This window comes from Mesorhizobium sp. M0968 (assembly GCF_040319065.1).
Taxonomy (GTDB): Bacteria; Pseudomonadota; Alphaproteobacteria; order Rhizobiales; family Rhizobiaceae; genus Mesorhizobium.
Map to the genome: position 1 here is coordinate 1 of NZ_JAMYNL010000005.1, position 20,178 is coordinate 20,178.

Here is a 20,178-nt window from a genome sequence, read left to right on the forward strand (position 1 = left end):
GGCAGTCGACATGGGCATAGTGGCGGTTGGCGGTCTCGTATTCGACGTGCGCCGTCGAAATGGTGATGCCGCGCGCCTTCTCTTCCGGCGCCGCATCGATCTGGTCGTAGCGCTTGTACTCGCCAAAATACTTGGTGATCGCCGCCGTCAGCGACGTCTTGCCATGATCGACGTGACCAATCGTGCCAATGTTCACATGAGGCTTAGTGCGCTCGAATTTACCTTTTGCCATAGTCTCTTTCCTTGGACGGCCTGGGGATGGCCTGGACCTTCAGTTCAGTCGAATGCGGGGCGATTAGCGACTAAGGCCGAAAAACACAAGTGCCTTGTCGCCGAGCGCGCTCGCCCGCCCGAACGCGTGATCCGGTTTCGGAGAATGTGGCGCGGATATAGGAACGAACAAGGGCAATTGGAATGGTTGTGGCGGCGGCTGACGGCTTTGACGGATTTACAGCCGGATCTGGCCCATTGCCGCCCTGGCGCCGGTCTGATTTCGTGGGCCTATGCATTTCATCCCGACTGCCATACGAGGCCCGCTGTTCATGGTCGTTTCGACCGGGTCCTACATCGTCAACGACACGATGATGAAGCTCGCAACCGCGGGACTGCCGCCCTATGAGGTGCTGTTCCTGCGCGGCGCTGCGGCAACATTGTGGGGCATTCCGCTGCTGTTCATGCTGGGCTACGGCAAGCAGATCCCGCTGATCCTCGACGCCAAGGTTTTGCGCAGGAACATGCTCGAACTGGGTGCGATCCTTTGCTACGTGGTGGCGCTCGCCAACATGCAGATCGCCGATTCGACCGCGCTCGGACAGATCACGCCCTTGCTGATGCTGGTCGGCTCCTCGATGCTGTTTGGCGAACGGATCGGTGGGCTGCGCCTGGCGCTGATCGGGCTCGGCTTTATCGGCGCAGTGATGGTGGCACAACCTACAATGCAGGGGATTTCGGTCTATGCCCTGCTGGCGCTAGGCAATGCAGCCCTGTCCGCGGCGCGCGATCTGGCCGGACGCAAGGTCGCCGCCGACGTGCCGGGGATGATCGTCGCTATTTCCGCGGTGATTGTGGTGCTCGCCGGCGCCGGCGTTGCGCATCTGGTTTCCGAGCAGTGGGTGGTACCTGAAATCCGTCACCTGCTGCTGATGGGCGGCGCCGGACTGTTCCTGATCTTCGGCCACTTCTTTATCTTCATGGCCTATCGCGTCGGGCCGACCAGCGTGGTGGCGCCGTTCTACTATTGCTTTACCGTCTGGGCGGTGATTTCAGGCCTGGTGGTTTTCCGGCAGCTCCCGAATGCGCTGGCCATCTGCGGCATCCTGCTGGTGGTGGCCAGCGGGTTGACCATCGTCTCGCTCGACGAGCGCAAGCGCCGGTTGACCGTCGTCGCTTGAAACTGAAATCAGCCTGCATAATGGGAGGAGCGCGTGGCAAGCCCGGATGACAACCAGAATTCACGCAACCGCAGGCTTATCGGAAAGTGCTTGTGCGGCGCCGTTCAGTACGCGGTGGCGGACGCGTTCGTCTATGCCGCGAACTGCCACTGCTCGAACTGCCGGCGCACCACCGGCTCGGCGTTCAAGCCATTCGCCGGCATCGAGCGCGACAGGCTGAGCCTGACCAAGGGCGAGGACAATCTCACGATCTTCGGCGATGAAACCGGCCATGACGCGCACTGCAAGACCTGCGGCTCGTTGCTCTATTCGGTGGTCCGCGACGGCGCCTTCGTGCATGTCGCCATGGGAACCCTGGTCGACGAGCCGACCATCCGCCCGACGCAGCACATCTTCGTCGGCTCCAAGGCGAAGTGGTTCACGATCACCGACGATCTGCCGCAATACAGAGAACACGCGGTCGCCGGAGATGCCGGCGAATAGCTGACCGTTAGAAAACGCTCAACCAAATTATCGTTTCGTTTTCGCGTCCGCCGCCAAGGAAACTATACTGTGCTCCGTCACTGAACTTATGTCGCGGGGATTTCTGTGGCATTGCCGCCCGACTGGTTGCCCAATGTTGCGATGAGGCGCGTCATTTGCCACTGGACGGCCGGCTCGCATTCGGCCGGCGATACCGACAGGGATGCGTATCACATACTGGTCGAGGGGAATGGCCGCCTGGTCAGGGGCCGGCCTTCGATCACGCTCAATTCAGGCCGGGTAAAACCGGGATATGCCGCGCACACGCTCAACTGCAACGGCGGCTCGATCGGGGTTTCGCTCTGCTGCATGGCCGGGGCGGAGGAAAGGCCCGTTCGATGCCGGCCGCTATCCGATGACCAGGGCGCAGTGGGACGCGATGACCGCCGTTGTCGCCGAACTCTGCAAATACTACCGTATCAAGGTCACGCCCAAAACGGTGCTGTCGCATGCCGAAGTCGAGAGCAATCTCGGCATCGAGCAGCGCGGAAAATGGGATTTCACCCGGCTGCCCTTCGATCCGACGATCAGCGGCGCAAGCGCCTGTGGCGAGCGGCTGCGCCGCGACGTGACGGCGGCAATGGGCGCGATGCCAAATCTGCCGGTGAGGATTGGGCGCGATGCCGTATGGCAGCGATTGCTCGAGGAATTATGGCCGATCATGGTGAGAGGGCTGGAAGCCGGCCTCAACACGCTGATCCGCGAAATCCTCAAAAGGATCAGATAGGCGGTCGGCATTCACCCGAATGCCGACGCAACTGCCGGACGGCTTCTAGAGTGCCCTCTTGCCGCTGAACTGATGATAGGCCCACAGGACAACCACGGCACCGACCACGGCTACGATCAGGCTATAGATGTTGAGCCCGGTAACGCCCGACGCGCCAAAGGCGCTGAAGATGAGCCCGCCGACGATGGCGCCGACAATCCCGAGCACGATGTCGAGCACCAGGCCTTGCCCGCTTTTATTGACGATCTTGCTGCCTATGAAGCCGGCGATGACGCCGAGAATAATCCAGCTTAATATTGACATTTTTCCTCTCCGTTCCCCGCACCCGATTACTTCCACATTATTAAGCAAAGCTCAAGCCAACTTGAAAATCATGATTACGGAAAGCTCAAACCGGCTTGAAATTCGCCATGGATGCGTCATTGTTGGAGACGGACGGGCAATTTGACATGGAGAGCCACAATGGGACTGTTTGACAATGCCGTTCCCGGCGGCAACGTCGCCAAGCCGCTGATGATCGCGCTCGGCGCACTTTTGGTGGGAAAAATGCTGAGCGGTGGAAGTTCCGCCCAACCGGAGGCGGCGCAGAGCCCTGCCCCCGTCCCGCCTGATACAACCGCATCCGCCGACGGCGGACTGCTCGGCGGTCTGGGCGGACTGCTCGACAAACTGAAGGACGCCGGCCACGGCAACGTCGCCAATTCGTGGGTCGGCACCGGTCAGAACCAGCCGATCAACCCCAGCGATCTGGGCAGTGCCCTCGGCCCGCAGATCATCCAGGAGATCGCGCAAAGGACGGGCCTGAACCAGCAGGACCTGCTCAAGCAACTATCCGCAGCCCTGCCAGGGCTTGTCGACCAGTTGACGCCGAACGGGCAAGTGCCGCAGCAGAACCAGCTCGCGTCCATATTCAGCAAATTCGCGAGCTGACGCCTGTCGCCCAACGCCGCCTGCGGTTCGGGACAACGATAACACAGATTAAGATGCGCGTCCGTCTGGACGCGCAACGAATACTTTGAACTATCGGCAAAGCGCTTCGCTTGGGGCTGCCTGCTTCGGCATCGTGCGCGAGGTGCGCCGCGGCTTGGGGGAAATCTGGAGCGGGTAGCGGGAATCGAACCCGCATATTCAGCTTGGAAGGCTGCTGCTCTACCACTGAGCTATACCCGCGCCTTTCAGTCAAGCATCGGATCCGCTCCGACGCTCGCTCTGCGTTTCAGGGCTTCCGGGCCGGCAGTGGTGGAGAGGGTTGGATTTGAACCAACGTAGGCATAGCCAACGGATTTACAGTCCGTCCCCTTTAACCACTCGGGCACCTCTCCAGTCTGCCGCCGGAGCCATGCAACGAGGCATCGACGCGTCGCGGCTGCCAAAGCAGCCCTTCCGCGAAGCGCCTTATGGCGGCAGCGCCCAAAACTGTCAACCGCAACAGCCCGCCAAAAAGCGCTGAATCTCACGCCTCGCCCGACAAGCAGCTTCTGCGGCTGTATCCATGACCGGACGACACGGCTATAGAAGCCGGCCATGAGCAACGATAACAAATCCAAGACCCCTAAAGACACCCACTACGCCAAGCTGCGCCGCGCGCATCGCGACGAGAAGAGCGGTGGCGCGCCTGCATTCAGGCCACGCCAGCCGGTGCCGCCCGGCGAGAACCCGGCGGATGGGCTGGTGCGGCTCTATGGGCTGCACACGGTGCGGGCCGCACTCGACAATCCGCGCCGCAAAATCAAGAAGATGCTGGTGACGCGCAACGCTGCCGAGCGGCTGGCAATCGCCGACCTTGGCGCTTTGCCCTTCAAGGCGGAGTTGGTCGAACCCAGGGACATCGACAAGGTCACCGGCTCGGATGCCGTGCACCAGGGCGTGGTGATCGAGGCCGAGCCGCTGAAACCGAAACGCCTCGATGCGCTCGGCGACACCAGGCTGGTGCTGGTGCTCGACCAGATCACCGATCCGCATAATGTCGGTGCGATCCTGCGCTCGGCGGTGGCTTTCGGCGCCGGTGCATTGATCACCACGGCGCGCCACAGCCCGCAGGAATCCGGCGTGCTGGCGAAGTCGGCCTCCGGCGCGCTGGAGCACATCGACCAGATCGAGGTGAAGAACCTCGCCGATGCGCTGGAGCAGCTGCGCGAGGCCGGATTCCAGACGATAGGGCTGGATTCGGACGGGCCGGCGGAACTTGAAACCAGCTTTGCCGGAGAAAAGATCGCGTTGGTACTTGGCGCCGAGGGCAAAGGCCTGCGCCAGAAAACGCGCGAAACGGTGACGACGCTCGCCCGCCTCGACATGCCGGGCGCCATCCGCTCGCTCAACGTGTCGAATGCCGCCGCGGTGGCGCTTTATGCGGCGGGGAAATTTTTGAAAGGGTGAATGGTGAATGGTGAATGGTGAATGGTGAATGGTGAGACTGTCCGTAAGTCGTGACCAATTCACTACCAACTACTCACCTATCTGCAACTGACTACCTATTCACCATTCACTATTCACTATTCACTATTCACCCACTTCACATCCCGCCATCCGCTCCAGCGCCCGAACCAGCGCCGAATGATCTTCCTTAGCGCCGCCGTTGGCCGCGCAGGAGTTGAACAATTGCTGCGTCGTTGAAGTGTTGGGCAGTGCGACGCCGAGCGCTTTCGCGCCTTCAAGGGCGAGATTCAGGTCCTTCTGGTGGAGTTCGATGCGGAAGCCGGGCGCGAAAGTGCGCTTGATCATGCGCTCGCCATGCACTTCCAGGATGCGCGAGTTTGCGAGCCCGCCCAGCAGCGCCTGCCTGACCTTGGCCGGGTTGGCGCCGGCTTTCGATGCAAAAACAAGCGCTTCGGCGACGGCCTCGATGGTCAGCGCAACGACGATCTGGTTGGCAACCTTGGTGATCTGGCCGACGCCGTTGGGTCCGACCAGAGTGATGTTCTTGCCTATCTTCTCGAAGATAGGCCTGGCGCGTTCGTAGGCATTTTTTTCGCCGCCGACCATGATGGTCAGCGATGCCGCTCTGGCCCCGACCTCGCCGCCCGACACCGGCGCATCGAGATAGTCGCAGCCGACATCGTTGATCTTTTTTGCGAATTCCTTGGTCTCGATCGGCGAGATCGAGCTCATGTCGATGACCAGCTTGCCTTTAGTGAGGCCTGACGCGACGCCATTCTCAGCGAACAGCACATCGGCCACCTGCGGCGTATCCGGAACCATGGTGATGACGATGTCGGCCGCGCGGGCAACGGCATCATGGCCGGTGACGGCCTTCAGGCCCTTGGCGACGAGATCGGCCGGCGGCTTCGAGCGGTGGTCGCTGGCGACGACCTGATAACCGGCGTCTAGCAGATGCCCCGCCATCGGCGCGCCCATGATGCCGAGGCCGATGAAGCCGATGGTTTCCATGTCCTTCTCCGTTTCTTGTTAAGGGGGCGCGCAGGAACGCGACGTGCGACACGTTGCGTCTATGCCGCCGCACTCCCTGCCCGGCCAGGTCCCTGAACCACCCAAGCCCGGCTTCCGTTCCGCCCTTCGGCTTGTACTCCGCCCCGACCCAGCCGGAATAGCCGATGCGGTCGATGTGGTTGTACAGGAAGGGAAAATTGATCTCGCCCGTCCCCGGCTCATGACGGCCGGGATTATCCGCAAGCTGGATATGCGCGATGCGGTTGAGGTTTGCCTCGATGGTACGGGCGAGATCCCCCTCCATGATCTGCATGTGATAGATATCGTATTGCAGGAACAGGTTCTTCGAGCCGACGCGGTCGATCAGCGCCAGGGCCTGGTCCGAGTAATTCAGGAAGAAGCCCGGAATGTCGCGGGTGTTGATCGGCTCGATCAGCAGCCTGATGCCGGCCTGCTCCAGCTTTTCCGCCGCGAAAGCCAGATTTTCGGCGAAGACGTCTTCCAGCACGGAGCGGTCGACGCCTTGCGGCGCGATGCCGGCGAGGCAGTTGACCTGCTCGCAGCCCAATGCGTGCGCATAGGTGACGACCTTGGCAATGCCCTGCCGGAACTCCGGCACGCGGTCGGGCAGGATCGCGATGCCGCGCTCGCCCTTGGCCCAGTCGCCGGCAGGCAGGTTGAACAGGACCTGCGTCAGCCCGTTCTTCTTCAACCTGGCTGCGACGACATCCGGCGCATGGTCATAGGGGCCGATATACTCGACGCCCTTGAAGCCCGCGCGGGCGGCGGCATCGAAGCGGTCGAGGAAGTCATGCTCGCCAAAGAGCATCGAAAGATTGGCTGAGAACCGTGGCATGGCAGTAGTTCCTCATATGCGGCTTAATCGAGCATGACGATCGCCGTGGGGGCATCTTCGTGATGTTCGGCTAGCTCCTCGAATTCGGTGATCTTGTCGATTTCGGTACCCATCGAAACGTTGGTGACGCGCTCGAGGATGAATTCGAGCACCACCGGAACCTGGTGCTCGTTCATCAGGCGCTGCGCCTCCTTGAACGCGCCGGCGAATTCCTCCGGCCGGCGCACCCGGACCGCCTTGCAGCCCATCGCCTCGGCGACGGCGAGGTGGTCGACGCCATAGCCAGCTTCGGCATCGCCCTGTCGATTGACGTTCTCGAAGGCCAGGCTGACCTCGAAATCCATCGAAAAGCCGCGCTGCGCCTGGCGGATCAGCCCGAGATAGGCGTTGTTCACGACGACATGGATGTAGGGCAATTTGTGCTGTGCGCCGGCCGCCAGTTCCTCGATCATGAACTGGAAATCATAATCGCCGGACAATGCCACAATTGTGCGGTCCGGATCGGCGGCGCGAACACCGAGGGCTGCCGGCAATGTCCAGCCGAGCGGGCCGGCCTGGCCGCAATTGATCCAGTTGCGTGGCTTGTAGACGTGCAGGAATTGCGCCCCGGCGATCTGGGACAGGCCGATCGTGGTGACATAGGTGGTGTCGCGGCCGAACGCCTTGTTCATCTCCTCGTAGACGCGCTGCGGCTTCAGCGGCACCTGGTCGAAATGCGTCTTGCGCTTCATTGTCTTCTTGCGCTGCCGGCATTCGCCGGCCCAGCCCGACCAGTCGCGCAATTTTCCGGCCGTCCTCCACTCGGTGGCGACGTCGAGCAGCATTTTCAGCGCCGCACCGGCGTCCGAGACGACGCCGAGGTCCGGCGCGAAGACGCGGCCGATCTGCGTCGGCTCGATGTCGACGTGGATGAACTTCTTGCCCTTGGTGTAGACGTCGACCGAACCGGTGTGGCGGTTGGCCCAGCGGTTGCCGATGCCGAAAACGAAATCGGCTTCGAGCATCGTGGCATTGCCATAGCGGTGCGAGGTCTGCAGCCCGCACATGCCGGCCATCAGGCGGTGGTCGTCGGGGATCGCGCCCCAGCCCATCAGCGTCGGGATGACGGGCACGCCGGTGACTTCGGCGAATTCGATCAGCAGATCGGACGCATCGGCGTTGATGATGCCGCCGCCGGCGATGATGACAGGCTTTTCCGCCCCGTTCAGCATCGTCAACGCCTTCTCGGCCTGAGCGCGCGACATTGCCGGCTTGAACGGCACCAGCGGCTCGTAGGCATCGATGTCGAACTCGATCTCGGTCAGTTGCACATCGACAGGCAAATCGATCAGCACCGGCCCCGGCCGCGACGAGCGCATCAGATGGAACGCTTTCTGCAGCGCCATCGGCACCAGATAGGGTTCCATCACCGTAACCGCCCATTTGGCGACGGGTGCGGCGATCGCCGCAATGTCGACGGCCTGAAAATCCTCCTTGTTGAGACGCGCCCGCGGCGCCTGCCCGGTGATGCAGAGGATGGGAATTGAATCGGCAGCGGCCGAATAGAGGCCGGTGATCATGTCGGTTCCGGCGGGACCCGAAGTGCCGATGCACAGACCGATATTGCCCGATCTGGCGCGGGTAAACCCTTCGGCCATATGCGAAGCCGCCTCGACGTGCCGCGCAAGGATGTGGCGGATACTGCCCCTCGCCTTCAGCGCCGAATAGAGCGGGTTGATCGCAGCACCCGGCACGCCGAAGGCACAGGAGATGCCTTCCTTTTCGAGAACGAGAACCGCTGCGTCGACTGCGCGCATCTTGGCCATGTCAGCCTCCACGGAATTGTTGATAGCCGATGATGCCAGCGCACCAATGATTTTTCAATTTTTTCAGAATATATTTTCATTTCTAGAAAACGGCTCTTGTAGATTGAATTGATTTGACTTTCTGTTTTCCACGAATTCGCTTCGCAAATCGATGAAAAACTTTTTCATTGCCTTGCTGGGCGAACAGAGCGAAGAATGGCCCGATGGAAACCACCGAAAAACGCCAGCGCGGCCGGCCGCGCGCCTTCAACGGGCCGGCCGAGGCTGCTTCGGTGCAGTCGCTGGACCGGGCGCTGCGCATCCTGGCAATCGTTGCCGATGGCAGCGGCCTGTCGCTGAGCGAGATCGCCGCCAGTTCCGGTCTGCCGGCATCCACCGCCTACCGCATGCTGACGACCCTGGAGAACCACGGCATGGTCGAGTTCGACGGTACCGACCAGCTGTGGTCGATCGGCGTCGAGACCTATCGCATGGGCGCGGCGTTCCTGCGCCGCCGCAAGCTGGTCGACCGCGCCCGTATCGTCATGCAGGAATTGATGGAGAAGACCGGCGAGACCGCCAATCTCGGCGTCGCCGAGGACGATTGCGTCGTCTTTGTCAGTCAGGTCGAGACGCATCAGGCGATCCGCGCCTTCTTCCGGCCGGGGACGCGCAGCTCCTTCCATGCCTCGGGCATCGGCAAGGCAGTGCTGGCGCATCTCGAGCCGGAACGCGTCGCCACCATCCTGCGCCGGGCCGGGCTGGAGCGCTTCACCGAAAACACGCTGTCCGATATCCCGGCGCTCGCCCGCGACCTGGTGACGATCAAGCTGCGCGGCTGGTCGGTAGACGACGAGGAGCGGCATCCGGGCATGCGCTGCGTTGCCGCCGCCATCTTCAATGAGTTCGGCGAGCCGATCGGCGGCGTTTCGGTTTCCGGGCCGACGGTGCGGGTAACGCCGGAACGGCTGGCCGAGATCGGCCCGCTTGTGCACGATGCGGCGGCGAAGGTGACAAGGATGATCGGCGGGCTGCCGACCCCTCCCGGCCTTCGCAGCGAACCGAGCGCATGGCTGCGCTGACCAGCGTCGAATGGTGCGACATCTGCCAGGATGGCCAAAGCTAGGCCCCGGGCACCGCGCTCTTGGTCGATAGGTCGTAGAAATCAAGCAGCATCGCCAGCCCAACTCCGCAGGCGGTGAAGATTAGGCCGGCAATGAAGATACGATTGGCGCGTTCATAAACGCGCCGTTGTAGAGACGTTAAGTCGAGCAGCAACCGCAGCGCTCGTATCTGCAGGGCAATGCCGATCAAAATCGGCACGACGGCGGCCAGGTGATAGATTTCCCAAGGTATCGGGTTGGCGGCCCAATGCGTGATGAAGCCCAGCGAGAACGCCAGCAGGATGCCGACGGTGGTGATTGTGCCGTTGCGGAAAACCGTCTCGATCGGCTCTTCGTTCGGATCGTGCTCGCCCAAGCGCCCTCTCCCTGTTTCGCTATCGGTGCAGACTAGGCTGTTGGGAAATCGCTGTATACTGCCGGGTTCCTGGTGAAATCGGAGACAAATGATAGCTAAATTGCTTGGAGACTGAAGCTGGCGCTGCCCCTCATTGCCCTGCCGGGCATTTCTCCCCGTATAGTGACGGGGAGAAAGAAGCTGACCGCGACCTTGGCGCCCTCTTGCAGCGCTGGAGACTGGCGAAATCATCGCCGAGAGCGTCCCTTCTCCCCGTCACTATACGGGAAGAAGATGCCGGCAGGCAGATGAGGGGCAGCGCCGACACTGATAGTCAGTCGATTTCGACAGGAAGCCTATCGCCGAACAACAGAAAAAGGGCCAGTGGGGCGCCCTTCCGGTTGCATGAAACGGTCACGTCCTCCCAAGCTGGCATCGTGGCCCTCAAAGCCAGCAGCGATGGCGATAGCCGTCGTAGCCGACATAGGTGTCCGAGTACGGGTCGTAGCTCTGGTAGCGATTGAGGCAGCGCCGGACGTGCCACGAGCCGCCGTCTTCCTCGATATAGACGGTGCGCGGCTGGGCCAGCGCGCTGCCGAGCAGGAAGCCGCCGACACCTGCGGCAATGCCGATGCCGAGGTGCTTGTGCTTGTGATGGGCGGCCGACGGCTGAACGGTGCCGACCAGCATGGCGGCGGCGACAGTGGTGGCGACGAGGCCGGAAACGACGGTGCGCTTGAACATGACGATCTCCTTGTTGTCGGAGGCGATCCAACCGCCTCTTGACCATCAGTCGTTGCGGCAAGGAAAAAGGTTCGAAGGTCCTTTTGGATTTTTTCTCGGCGGGCGAAATCGCGCGGTCTGATGCGCGACCACGAATGGTCGCGCCGTCGACAGTTCACCGGAACAACCGGCAGGCCTCACCCCATCCCGGTGATGTGGCGAAGCCAGAAGGCGAGCGCGATGAAGCCGACGATGGTGGTGACGCCGGTCCAGTCGATATTGACGTGCTTCAGGTCCTTGATGAGCTTCACCAGGAGAACCCAGGCCACGACGACGAGCGGGAGAATGATGACAAACCTGATCATGCGACTGCCTCGCTGATGCGATTGCACCTTCCATCAATATAGGAAGCGAATTGGCCGTTTTCAGGACGCCCCGGCGGCAGAACCGGCGCGTTCGCCGGGAACCGAAAAACGGAGTTTTGTCTTTACTGGCGCATCAAATATGGTAACCGAAGCGCCGTGCCCTTGTAGCTCAGCTGGTAGAGCAGCGGTTTTGTAAACCGAAGGTCGGCGGTTCGATTCCGTCCGGGGGCACCAGTACGGGCTTCTTGAGACCTCCGGGGCGCTTGATATCTGCTCATCCCCGATATCCACAGGCCGGGGCCGTCAGGATCGGTAGCACATCAGCTTCAACGCATATATTCCCTAGCGGAAACCATAGTTCCCTAGCGGAAAACCTAGGAGTCTTCGTTGGAGCAGAAACGCACGACCGCCCCCTTCATCAACGGGATGTTTGGCGGCCTTATCGTCTTCGCCTTCGCGTTCGGTTTTCGTTTGCTGACAAGTCCCGACCCCGATCCAACATCAAGAGCAACGACAAGCCTTTCCGTACTGGCCTTCGCCATTTGTTTCGGCGCAGCCTTCCTGCGCGAGCACCGACGCCAGATTGCCGCCGCCAGAGAATACATAAGCCGCCCAAGGACGTATCCGGACTAATCCCCGCGTTTTGCAACGCAAAGCCCTCCGGGTCGCGTCCGGGCATTATAAAAATTCAATCGAACCACGATGCGGACCGGCTGGCATCTCCTGCTCCCCGCGCATTTAATGCCATTCGACTAAGCTTCGCTGGTCCGGCTCCACACCCACAGACGCGTTGCTTTCACAATGGATTGCCGTCGAGAACTCCCTTCGGGAGAAGACTTGACGCTGGCTTTCCGATGGCGCAACGGTCGCCCGGGAATAGCGAAGCGGGAAGAAAGCCGTGGAAACCGGGGGTAAGATCGGCACGAAGCTAAAGGCATTCTGCTCGAATTGCCGTGGTGATCGGAACTGCGACGTAGCGGGATACCACTCGGAACGCGGCGAGGATGGAGGAGGAAACTACCAGTGGCATACAGGCTGGTATCTTCTTGTTTGCTGCGGCTGCGAGCACGTGTTTGCTCAGTCCATCAGCACCGATTCCGAAAGCTACTACTATGACTACAATTCTCAGGGGGAACAGGAGGCTGTTCATGAGGAGACGATCCGGACCTGGCCTGCAAAGTTCAAGCGAGAACGTCCAGAATGGTTCATAGTCAACGGTATCGCCACAGATATTGAAGGCGTTGTCCTGCTAGATCAATCGCTTTCGGAACTCTACGGAGCCCTAGATCACGACCTAAAAATGCTTGCTGCGATTGGCGTGAGAACATCCTTTGATATTGCGGCAGAGATTCTAGGGATAGATGCAGGCCTGCCATTCCAACAGAAGTTGGATAATATGGTCACAAGGAAGCTGATCAAGGATTCTGAGCGAGAGCATCTGGACGTTCTGATTGACGCAGGAAGCGCGTCTGCCCATCGCGGATGGAGACCATCGGTGGACGATCTCGATGTGCTTATGGATACACTTGAAGGTTTCATATACGATTCATTCGTCGTTCCAACTAGGAAGAAGGCCGCCGCCGCCAAGATCGCCAGAATGAAAGCTAAGGTTCCGCCTCGTCCAAAGAAAGCGAAGGCAACACCTAAGCAGGCCAAACAGGCCCCTAAATCGCAAACCTAAAAACGTGTATTTGTTTGCGGCCGATCGCGCGGCCGAGTCATGATCGGCCCCCGAATCATAAGGAATCGAACATGACGCATGAAAGCTGCCTTCGCTTCGACGGTACCTCGCTACAGCCCTGCGAGCCGCCTGAGTGGTACGCCAACGTCTTGCGCGATGCCGACGCCACAGGTGGCGATTGGGCTCCGATCCTAGCGCGCAACGGCATTCACTTGGAGCAGCAATTCGGAAAAGACCTTGACACGGTTCATGTCTACAACGCTGGCCGGCATGGCTATCTGATCGAGTATTGGGACATGAATCAGTGCCTAGCGAACATCCTGATCGCGGATGTGCACTCCTACCTAGAATTCAGAGCAAAGCACCTTCATGCTTGGGCGTGGCTGATCGCGGAGACCGAGCGGATAGCGGACGCAGATTATCAGAAGCTAACGGAGCAGCGCCGCAAGAGGGCATAATTCGCCCGTAGTCGCCTTACAGCGCGCCACCCCCCTTCGCTGTTAATTCGATTGCGTCACTATCGTTTGGGGTGCGTCGCTTCGACCCATTGTCTCGCCACGATGCCCGGACGAATCCTTCGGTCGCGAGGTCGACACAGACCTGTCCAGCGTCTGTTTTTCGCAACATGAATGTCTCGATCATCGGCGGCCAAACTTTCCCAAAGAGGATTGCATGCTTGTTCTGCCGAAGCTTGGTTAGTAGCCACTGGCGGGCGCCGGCCTTGATGAGCGGGACCTGTCTCTCAACCGGGGTCGGACCGCTAAAGCCGGATGCAGCTAGTAGGTCCATCTGCCCAGTCTTTGCAGTTTCAATTGCTTGGCGAGCACCGATCCTTCGCAGTCCATGGTCTTTGAGCGCAGCGAACTCCACCTCTCGATAGGTGGCCAGCCCGTTGATGTTGCGGGTTCCGTAGGCGATGCAGAAAAAGGGGCGGTCTGCTAGTTTTTCTATAGGCGTCAGAAGGACATGGTGGAATTGGCCTGCCTCACGGAACTCGTCGCTGAACAGCGTCTGGACAGCAATCTCTCGGGGTAAGAGTGGATCTAGCCGGGTCTTCCACCCGATGCCCAAGATGCCGTCAAATGAAGCTTCGATTTTGGGATCGTCCCATGCTGTGAACCGGTTGACGTGGTCGAACATAAAGTTGAGCAGGACCTCACCTGGCTTGTATCCAACTATGCGCCTGACCTTGTCGAACTCGTATCCGGTCCACCCAGTGGGATCGATAAAAGTCAGAGCAAAAGATGCCCCTATGACTTCGATGATCGCATCGACCGAGTCCTCGAACCGGCCGCAAAATGTGTGAACATGGAAACCACCGGATGGATCATGGTAAGCCCTTACGGCTTTGTCGAGCTCCGCGAAAGCAGTCGGATCAGCTTCCACAAAAAAGCAGCGAATGTTCTTAGTCTTCCCTGTCTGATCCTGGATGCGCTGCTGCGCATCCTTTAGCATCTGGATCGCGATCATGAAGGATGTGTCCGAATAGTCGGTAGTCCGGGCCTCCCATGGTCCAGAAAATCCGTCGACGTAGGTCAACGTAGGATAGCCACCGAGGAGCACCTTAAACGCTAGGGACTGCAGGTATTTTTGCAGAATAAAGTGTTTCGCCGCCGTCTGCTCGCGGCCCGAATAAATTTCTTGCACGTGTTGCTGCCCCCGGACCGTATGGCCAAGCAAACGTCGACCTACGGCAGACGATATGTTGCAGCGGGTATTTCTTCAGTGCAATAGTCAAATCTGCATGATGCATTCCGATGCAGGCATTTCGTCATAAGTTCGACCGTTAAGCGTGCGGCCTGTCGCTTTCTTGTTTCGGCCGCCCCATTGCTTGAAAAAGAACGCCGTGCCTGCACGCCGGCACAGTGCCTCGATCTCGTCCACCCAGCCGGGTTCCATATGGCGGGCTCCAGGCCCGCTTTCTCCCCCTACGATTGCCCAATGTATCTCCGACAAATTTGCTTTGGCGACAGAGCCGATCAGCGGTTCGAACGAAACAAACCTAACCGCGGCAGGAACGTCGCGGAGTTCGTTCAGCCGCGCCAGCACCCTTCCGTCCTCGACGCTCGTACCGAGCCAAACGTTCTGCAAAACCGGAAAATCATCCCGCTTGAGAACCTCGGTCATCCGCCGAGGTCGTTTTGTCAATATCTGATACGTGTGACGCGGTGTTTCAGCCATCACGCTCCAAACGTCGCGTATAAACTCAGCAGGCACATCCTCGTGAAACAGATCCGACATCGAATTCACGAACACTCGACGGGCCTTAGACCATGTTGCCGGTATCAAAAGAGACTTTCTGTCCAGCGTCACCCTGCCTGTCCATTTCGCACGGCCGCCACTCTTCCGAGTCAGGCCTTGGTACTTTTCTACGCCCATCGCCTCTAAGCGTGCTGCCATCCGCATAGCATAGCAAAATTTACAGCCGTCCGATTCGATCGAGCAACCCGCCACAGGGTTCCAGGTCGCGTCGGTCCACTCAATGCTGGTTTCGGCCATGGAATAATCTCCTTGAGATGCAGAGAACGGGCGTTTGAGAATCCACCACAAGAAATATAAGTTATCGTTAGCGAGGATGTTTGTCGAAATGGCAGCAGAGATTTCCAATTCGGAAAAGACTGAGGCAATCACAGTGCCGTATCCGGCATTCCACAGCGCGACCAGAAGTAACTGCGGATTCGTCGACATCAGAGGCCGCGCTGATCTTGCTGCGCAAATCCCTGAGTGTTTGAACTCAGCGAATCTCAAAGGCTTTTTGATGAGGTTGGCCGCTAGCGAGGCGCCTCTATTTTCGGTGGGATGCGATCTGGGATCCCATACCGATTTGGCGCTTGAAAAGCATCGAAGGGAAATAGCGGGTGGTTACGTCCAAGTCGTAAGCTCTTGGTACTCAAAAATCGCGCCGCAAGATTGGGCGAGTCTTTTCAATTCCGTTGGCGACGCCATCGAAAACCAATCGGCGAGCGACGACTGGACCGTTCATTTTGAGCTAGCCCCCATCAAGGTCAATTTAGATGGGTTCAACGGACTGACTGGTTCGGTGACCACGAATTTCTTTGCCCACGCCCCGTCACGCCAGAAGGCTCTAAATTCTCGCGAGCGGCTGATTGGTGTTCTGGACGTGGCCTTAAGCGATGACCGAATTATGGAGGCTTTTAAAGGACGGAATTTCTGAGCCTACGGCCTTGATCAGCCGCCGGCGTCGAGTGATTCTTCCGATCTCGTCCCCAAGCCATTTAACAGCATTCGATTAAATTGCCCCTGTGTATATTAGCACTCGCTCAATTAAGCGCGCCGACAATGTCGGTGCGGCGGGCCAAAAACCAAAGGGTGTTGTCATGCGAAGTGATTTCGCCGCGGCGCGCGAGCTTTTGGAGTGCGCACAAAACCGCCTCTGCGGCGCGGATGAAACGAGCCGACGCGTCAACGAGGCCCTCGACGCGCTGATTGAAGAAATAGCCATCGCGGAATTCCGCAAGGCGCCACTGACGGTCGTGCCGTTTCCGCGTGCGCGGCCGCCTAAGCATGTTCGGTAGAGCGCTGATCGCCCGCGTTGACGAAGAGCCGGCAACTGGTGTTTCCGCAATCGCCCGTTGGAGCGTCGTTGAACGACCAAGCCTTTGACGATAGAGTTGCCGGGCAGTGGTGCTCTGAAACTCCGGAGCCGATCCATGTCACGCTGTGGAGATGTCTACGAGAACAAGGTGACCGGCGAATATGCGGTCATCCTGCGTGGCACCGAAGACCGCGGCCAGGGACCTGGCATCGCTCATCTGACCGCCCGGCCGGGAGCCGCAGTGGTGGGCGAGCACTTCCACCCGAACCTGACGGAACGGTTTACCATCCTCCGTGGCCGTCTCGACGCTTGCATCGCCGGGAAAAGTTTGTCCCTGGGGCCTGGCCAATCCGCCATGGTCGAAGCAGGCGTCGCACATGATTGGTGGAACAGCAGCAAAACCGAAGAAGCGCATGTCCTGGTCGAAGTCGACCGGGCGCCAGGTGCGGACAATGTCGACCCGAACCGTTTCGAGCTGCTGATCGGCATGCTCTTCGGCCTGGCCAATGCCGGCAAGGTGGACAGAAAAGGTAGACCTTCGCCGCTTCAGGCAGCAGTCATCGCCAGAGAATTTGCCGACGTGATCGTCTTCACGCACCCGCCACCTGCGATTCAGCGAGTGGCGCTGGGGATCCTGGCGCCACTCGGCCATCTGCTCGGCTATCGCGCGATCGACCCCGTCTACTGCAAGCCGCACGGGCATGTCATGCCGGCTCCTGAAATCCTCGCTCGAGCAGGCCTAACGGCTGGGTGATCCGGGTCCATACTAGGCGTCCGGCATTTTTATCGGCAGGATGCTGCCATGTCGCGAACTCTGATCGTGGTTGGTCTCAGCATAGTTGCCATAGGCCTGCTGTGGCCTTGGTTGGCTCGGACCGGCCTTGGCAGGCTGCCAGGCGATATCGTGATCGAGCGTGAGAACTTCAGGCTTTATGTCCCTATCACCACGGGGATACTGGTCAGCATCGTGCTCTCGGCCATTCTATGGCTGATCAGCCGGTAGGCGATGCTCCGGCTGCGGCGATTTGTGTTGCAGGCCCAACTCGCTCTTGATCTTCTTACACTCCGATCGCCGCCACCAATATCCTGTTCTGCCTGCGTATCGCCGTGCGCAGTTCGGCAATCCTCGCCTCCTCGCGCTTCACGAATTCGATGAACATCATGTTCATGTTGTTGAAGATGAGTTCGCCGAGTGCCGGCCCGTCGATGTCGCGACGCACCAGGCCGAGCGCCTGCAGGCGGACGATCAGCGCGCGGATCTGCTCGGTCAGGGCGCGGTCCAGCCCCGTATAGGCCTGGCCGAACGGGCTGTCGGGCAGTTGCGTCGAGATCGCCATCGCCTGCCGCCACATCTCCTTGCTGAGATAATGCAGCGAGTGCTCGATATAGATGCCGAGCAGCGTATCGAGAGCGTCGCCGACATTGGCCGGTGGGTTGGCGACGACGCCGCGCCCGGCATTCAGCACCTCGTTGACCTCCATCGAGACGATGGCGCCGAGGATGTCGCCCTTGTTCTGGTAGTAATTGTAGATGGTACCGACCGAGACTTCGGCCTGCGCGGCGATGGTCTCGATCTTGGCGCCTTCATAACCCGCATCGCGGAAAAGCGCCGCCGCCGCCTCGATGATGCGGCGGTGCCGATCCGCCTTCTGCCTTGCCCGCAATCCGCTCATAGCGGCTGTTTGCCACAAAAACAGAATTGACTCAATTTTAGAATTGGTTCAATTTTTTCCTACAAGCCAAAAAGGCATGGGAGAACACTCGATGTCCATTAATCCAAAGACCCCCAATCCAACCGTCAGGAATCCGCTTTCCGTTCTGAAGAGCCATCTCCAAGGCGCGTGTGCCGCGGCAGCACTGCTGCTGGCGGCGGGCAGCCTCGCTCAGGCGCAGGATCTCAACGCGCTGATCTGGTGCGATCACGCCGATCCGGCGCTGCTGCAGCCGTTCGAGGAAGCGAACGGCGTCAAGGTCAATGTCAAGGAGTTTGAAGGCACCGGCGCCGGCCTGGCGATCGTCGAACAATCGCAGCCCGGCGACTGGGACGTGATGGTGATCGACAGCATCGACGTACCGCGCGGCGTCGAAAAAGGCCTGTTCGAGCCGCTGCCGGAAGACAAGCTGCCGCTAGCCGACCTGTTTCCGCAGGTGAAGATGGACAGCTCCACCGTCGTTGACGGCAAGCGTTACGGCATCACCGAAAAGTTCGGCTACAACACGATCGGCTACAACAAGACCAAGGTCGACCCGGCCGACATGCAGTCGCTTGCCGCGCTGACCGGCGACAAATACAAGGGCAAGATCGCCATCTACGATTATTACCTGCCGGTCATCGGCATGGCCGCACTGGCGATCGGCAAGAAGACGGCGGACCTGACCGAAGCCGACCTTCCCGCCATCAAGGAAGAGCTGCTCAAAATGAAGGCCAACGCCAAGCTGGTCGGCGAAGTGACCGCCAGCCAGACGGCGCTGGCGACCGGCGAGGTCGACATTCTGGTCGGCGGCGGCGAATGGGTGACGGCGGGGCTGGCCAAGGAAAACCCTGCCCTGGACTTCTCTATCCCGAAAGAAGGCGCCGTGCTGTGGTCGCAGTCGCTGGCAATGTTCAAGGATTCCAAGAACAAGGAGCTGGCGCTTAAATTCATCCAGTACATTATGAGCCCCGAAGGCCAGGCGCGGCTCGCCACCTCGTCCTGCTATTGGGGAATGCCGGCCAACAGCAAGGCGGCGTTGAGCGACGAGCAGAAGAAGATCCTGCGCTTTGACGAGCAGCCGGAATTCCTCGCCCGCGCCCAGTCCTATCCTGCGCCGAACGCCGACCTCGACAAGAAGATGCAGGACGTCTGGACCGAAATGCTGCAGGCGCAATGACCGGCTGCCGGTCGTGAACGCCGTCAACAGTGGGCGTGCCCTGCCCTGGGCGTTGGTCACGCCGGCGCTCGGCTGGACGCTGCTGTTTTTTGTGCTGCCCTTCGTCGCCATGGCGGTATCCAGCCTGACGGCACATGAAGGCGGCGGCTTCACGCTGTCCAACTACAGCCAGTTCTTTGCCAATCCGTCCTACTGGCAGGCGATGGTGAACTCGCTGCAGGTCACAGCGATCGTCACCGTGATCTCCGTGCTGCTCGCCTATCCTTTTGCCTGGATCCTGGCCGAGCAGGTGCCGGAGCGCTGGCAGCGGCTGGCGCTGATGCTGGCAGTGCTGCCGTTCTGGACCTCCTATGTCGTGCGCTCCTATTCGTGGCTGCTGGTGCTGGCGCAGAACGGCGTCGTCAACCATGCGTTGACCGGCTCCGGCCTGTTCAGCGAACCGCTGCAGCTCGCCAATACGCGGCTGGCCACCGTCATCGGCTTCGTGCATTTCTTCGTCATGCTGTTGACGCTGACGATCTTCGCCAATCTGAAGCAGCTCAGCCCCAGCTATCGCAAGGCCGCCGCCGACCTCGGCGCCGGGCCGGTTCGGACTTTCCTGCATGTCGTTCTGCCGCTGACGCTCCCCGGTATCATGGTCGGCGCCTTCCTCACCTTCGTGCTGTGCATCGGCGACTACATCACGCCGCAGATCCTCGGCGGCAACAACGAGCTTTTGATGCCGCAGCTCGTCATGATGCAGATCGGCCGGCGCGGCGACTTTCCGCTCGCTTCGGCGTTGTCGATCATCCTGATGGCGGTGGTCACCATTGCCTATCTCGCCTGCTCCCGCTGGCTGAAGATCGAGCGGGCCTGAC

At 60.0% G+C, this 20,178-nt stretch carries 25 protein-coding genes, 3 tRNA genes and 1 pseudogene; 16 read left to right on the forward strand and 13 right to left on the reverse strand.

Annotated features, from left to right (window positions below; genetic code table 11):
• Positions 1-232, reverse strand: a 232-nt coding sequence (locus NKH67_RS10150) for a GTP-binding protein (RefSeq protein WP_352552241.1), incomplete at its 3' end; no start/stop codon positions are given.
• Between the two features lie 271 nt (positions 233-503).
• Between NKH67_RS10150 and NKH67_RS10155 the strand changes: the two genes are divergently transcribed.
• The 3 genes from NKH67_RS10155 (at position 504) to NKH67_RS10165 (ending at position 2,640) form a co-directional block, all read left to right on the forward strand.
• A complete protein-coding gene (locus tag NKH67_RS10155; protein ID WP_352501673.1) occupies positions 504-1,391 on the forward strand; it encodes a DMT family transporter in 888 nt (295 codons plus the stop codon).
• A 33-nt stretch (positions 1,392-1,424) separates the two neighbouring features.
• The gene (locus NKH67_RS10160) at positions 1,425-1,874 is read left to right on the forward strand and encodes a GFA family protein (protein ID WP_352501672.1); all 450 of its coding nucleotides are present in this window, start codon (positions 1,425-1,427) and stop codon (positions 1,872-1,874) included.
• Between the two features lie 394 nt (positions 1,875-2,268).
• Positions 2,269-2,640, forward strand: a complete 372-nt coding sequence (locus NKH67_RS10165) for a peptidoglycan recognition protein family protein (protein ID WP_352501671.1) — start codon at positions 2,269-2,271, stop codon at positions 2,638-2,640.
• 45 nt (positions 2,641-2,685) lie between these two features.
• On the opposite strand, the gene NKH67_RS10170 is transcribed toward NKH67_RS10165, so the two are convergent.
• Positions 2,686-2,943 (reverse strand): GlsB/YeaQ/YmgE family stress response membrane protein, encoded by a 258-nt coding sequence (locus NKH67_RS10170; protein ID WP_023717513.1) that lies wholly within the window; start codon positions 2,941-2,943, stop codon positions 2,686-2,688.
• Positions 2,944-3,102: 159 nt separating this feature from the next.
• On the opposite strand from NKH67_RS10170, the gene NKH67_RS10175 reads away from it, so the two are divergent.
• Positions 3,103-3,570, forward strand: coding sequence for a YidB family protein (locus tag NKH67_RS10175; protein WP_023680430.1), 468 nt, complete (start codon positions 3,103-3,105; stop codon positions 3,568-3,570).
• Positions 3,571-3,736: 166 nt separating this feature from the next.
• Here NKH67_RS10175 and NKH67_RS10180 read toward each other — a convergent pair.
• Both NKH67_RS10180 and NKH67_RS10185 read right to left on the reverse strand, forming a co-directional pair.
• Positions 3,737-3,810: transfer RNA gene (locus NKH67_RS10180), tRNA-Gly, on the reverse strand.
• 67 nt (positions 3,811-3,877) lie between these two features.
• Positions 3,878-3,962: transfer RNA gene (locus tag NKH67_RS10185), tRNA-Tyr, on the reverse strand.
• Positions 3,963-4,164: 202 nt separating this feature from the next.
• Here NKH67_RS10185 and rlmB point away from each other — a divergent pair.
• Positions 4,165-5,016, forward strand: coding sequence for a 23S rRNA (guanosine(2251)-2'-O)-methyltransferase RlmB (gene rlmB, locus NKH67_RS10190; protein WP_352501669.1), 852 nt, complete (start codon positions 4,165-4,167; stop codon positions 5,014-5,016).
• A 123-nt stretch (positions 5,017-5,139) separates the two neighbouring features.
• Here the strand turns inward: rlmB and NKH67_RS10195 are convergent, their stop codons facing one another.
• The 3 genes and pseudogenes from NKH67_RS10195 to gcl form a co-directional block, all read right to left on the reverse strand.
• A complete protein-coding gene (locus NKH67_RS10195; protein ID WP_352501668.1) occupies positions 5,140-6,027 on the reverse strand; it encodes a 2-hydroxy-3-oxopropionate reductase in 888 nt (295 codons plus the stop codon).
• Between the two features lie 73 nt (positions 6,028-6,100).
• A pseudogene (hyi, locus tag NKH67_RS10200) lies at positions 6,101-6,883 on the reverse strand (hydroxypyruvate isomerase); the annotation flags it as partial.
• A gap of 23 nt (positions 6,884-6,906) precedes the next feature.
• Positions 6,907-8,688, reverse strand: coding sequence for a glyoxylate carboligase (gcl, locus tag NKH67_RS10205; RefSeq protein WP_352501667.1), 1,782 nt, complete (start codon positions 8,686-8,688; stop codon positions 6,907-6,909).
• A gap of 203 nt (positions 8,689-8,891) precedes the next feature.
• Here gcl and bhcR point away from each other — a divergent pair, with 203 nt between their 5' ends.
• On the forward strand, positions 8,892-9,749 hold the full coding sequence (gene bhcR, locus NKH67_RS10210; RefSeq protein ID WP_352472784.1) for an HTH-type transcriptional regulator BhcR: 858 nt from the start codon (positions 8,892-8,894) through the stop codon (positions 9,747-9,749).
• 40 nt (positions 9,750-9,789) lie between these two features.
• On the opposite strand, the gene NKH67_RS10215 is transcribed toward bhcR, so the two are convergent.
• The 3 genes from NKH67_RS10215 to NKH67_RS10225 form a co-directional block, all read right to left on the reverse strand.
• Positions 9,790-10,146: a hypothetical protein gene (locus NKH67_RS10215; protein ID WP_352501665.1), complete on the reverse strand. Its 357-nt coding sequence runs from the start codon at positions 10,144-10,146 to the stop codon at positions 9,790-9,792.
• Positions 10,147-10,569: 423 nt separating this feature from the next.
• Positions 10,570-10,869 carry a BA14K family protein gene (locus tag NKH67_RS10220; protein WP_352501664.1) on the reverse strand — a complete coding sequence of 100 codons (300 nt, stop codon included), beginning with the start codon at positions 10,867-10,869 and terminating at the stop codon, positions 10,570-10,572.
• 176 nt (positions 10,870-11,045) lie between these two features.
• Entirely contained in the window at positions 11,046-11,213 is a 168-nt protein-coding gene (locus tag NKH67_RS10225; protein ID WP_352501663.1) for a hypothetical protein, read from the reverse strand.
• A gap of 158 nt (positions 11,214-11,371) precedes the next feature.
• Between NKH67_RS10225 and NKH67_RS10230 the strand changes: the two genes are divergently transcribed.
• The 4 genes from NKH67_RS10230 to NKH67_RS10245 all read left to right on the forward strand — a co-directional run bounded on the left by NKH67_RS10230 (position 11,372) and on the right by NKH67_RS10245 (position 13,352).
• Positions 11,372-11,447, forward strand: a tRNA-Thr gene (locus NKH67_RS10230).
• Positions 11,448-11,600: 153 nt separating this feature from the next.
• The gene (locus NKH67_RS10235) at positions 11,601-11,846 is read left to right on the forward strand and encodes a hypothetical protein (protein ID WP_352501662.1); all 246 of its coding nucleotides are present in this window, start codon (positions 11,601-11,603) and stop codon (positions 11,844-11,846) included.
• Between the two features lie 265 nt (positions 11,847-12,111).
• On the forward strand, positions 12,112-12,894 hold the full coding sequence (locus NKH67_RS10240) for a DUF4145 domain-containing protein (protein WP_352501661.1): 783 nt from the start codon (positions 12,112-12,114) through the stop codon (positions 12,892-12,894).
• 71 nt (positions 12,895-12,965) lie between these two features.
• A complete protein-coding gene (locus NKH67_RS10245) occupies positions 12,966-13,352 on the forward strand; it encodes a hypothetical protein (RefSeq protein ID WP_352501660.1) in 387 nt (128 codons plus the stop codon).
• 16 nt (positions 13,353-13,368) lie between these two features.
• On the opposite strand, the gene tcmP is transcribed toward NKH67_RS10245, so the two are convergent.
• Both tcmP and NKH67_RS10255 read right to left on the reverse strand, forming a co-directional pair.
• Positions 13,369-14,541, reverse strand: a complete 1,173-nt coding sequence (tcmP, locus tag NKH67_RS10250; RefSeq protein WP_352501659.1) for a three-Cys-motif partner protein TcmP — start codon at positions 14,539-14,541, stop codon at positions 13,369-13,371.
• An 87-nt stretch (positions 14,542-14,628) separates the two neighbouring features.
• Positions 14,629-15,393, reverse strand: coding sequence for a DUF5131 family protein (locus NKH67_RS10255; RefSeq protein ID WP_353030731.1), 765 nt, complete (start codon positions 15,391-15,393; stop codon positions 14,629-14,631).
• A gap of 88 nt (positions 15,394-15,481) precedes the next feature.
• Here NKH67_RS10255 and NKH67_RS10260 point away from each other — a divergent pair, with 88 nt between their 5' ends.
• From NKH67_RS10260 to NKH67_RS10275, 4 genes are all read left to right on the forward strand, one after another.
• The gene (locus NKH67_RS10260; RefSeq protein WP_352501657.1) at positions 15,482-16,069 is read left to right on the forward strand and encodes a hypothetical protein; all 588 of its coding nucleotides are present in this window, start codon (positions 15,482-15,484) and stop codon (positions 16,067-16,069) included.
• 163 nt (positions 16,070-16,232) lie between these two features.
• The gene (locus NKH67_RS10265) at positions 16,233-16,430 is read left to right on the forward strand and encodes a hypothetical protein (protein ID WP_084641813.1); all 198 of its coding nucleotides are present in this window, start codon (positions 16,233-16,235) and stop codon (positions 16,428-16,430) included.
• Positions 16,431-16,598: 168 nt separating this feature from the next.
• Entirely contained in the window at positions 16,599-17,204 is a 606-nt protein-coding gene (locus tag NKH67_RS10270; protein WP_352501656.1) for a cupin domain-containing protein, read from the forward strand.
• A gap of 48 nt (positions 17,205-17,252) precedes the next feature.
• Positions 17,253-17,453 carry a DUF2905 domain-containing protein gene (locus NKH67_RS10275; protein WP_352501655.1) on the forward strand — a complete coding sequence of 67 codons (201 nt, stop codon included), beginning with the start codon at positions 17,253-17,255 and terminating at the stop codon, positions 17,451-17,453.
• Between the two features lie 55 nt (positions 17,454-17,508).
• Here the strand turns inward: NKH67_RS10275 and NKH67_RS10280 are convergent, their stop codons facing one another.
• Positions 17,509-18,123: a TetR/AcrR family transcriptional regulator gene (locus tag NKH67_RS10280; protein ID WP_352472778.1), complete on the reverse strand. Its 615-nt coding sequence runs from the start codon at positions 18,121-18,123 to the stop codon at positions 17,509-17,511.
• A gap of 91 nt (positions 18,124-18,214) precedes the next feature.
• Here NKH67_RS10280 and NKH67_RS10285 point away from each other — a divergent pair, with 91 nt between their 5' ends.
• Together NKH67_RS10285 and NKH67_RS10290 are read left to right on the forward strand one after the other, a co-directional pair.
• A complete protein-coding gene (locus tag NKH67_RS10285; RefSeq protein ID WP_352501654.1) occupies positions 18,215-19,321 on the forward strand; it encodes a polyamine ABC transporter substrate-binding protein in 1,107 nt (368 codons plus the stop codon).
• Positions 19,322-19,334: 13 nt separating this feature from the next.
• Positions 19,335-20,177, forward strand: coding sequence for an ABC transporter permease (locus NKH67_RS10290; RefSeq protein ID WP_352472776.1), 843 nt, complete (start codon positions 19,335-19,337; stop codon positions 20,175-20,177).
• Position 20,178: the final 1 nt, after the last annotated feature.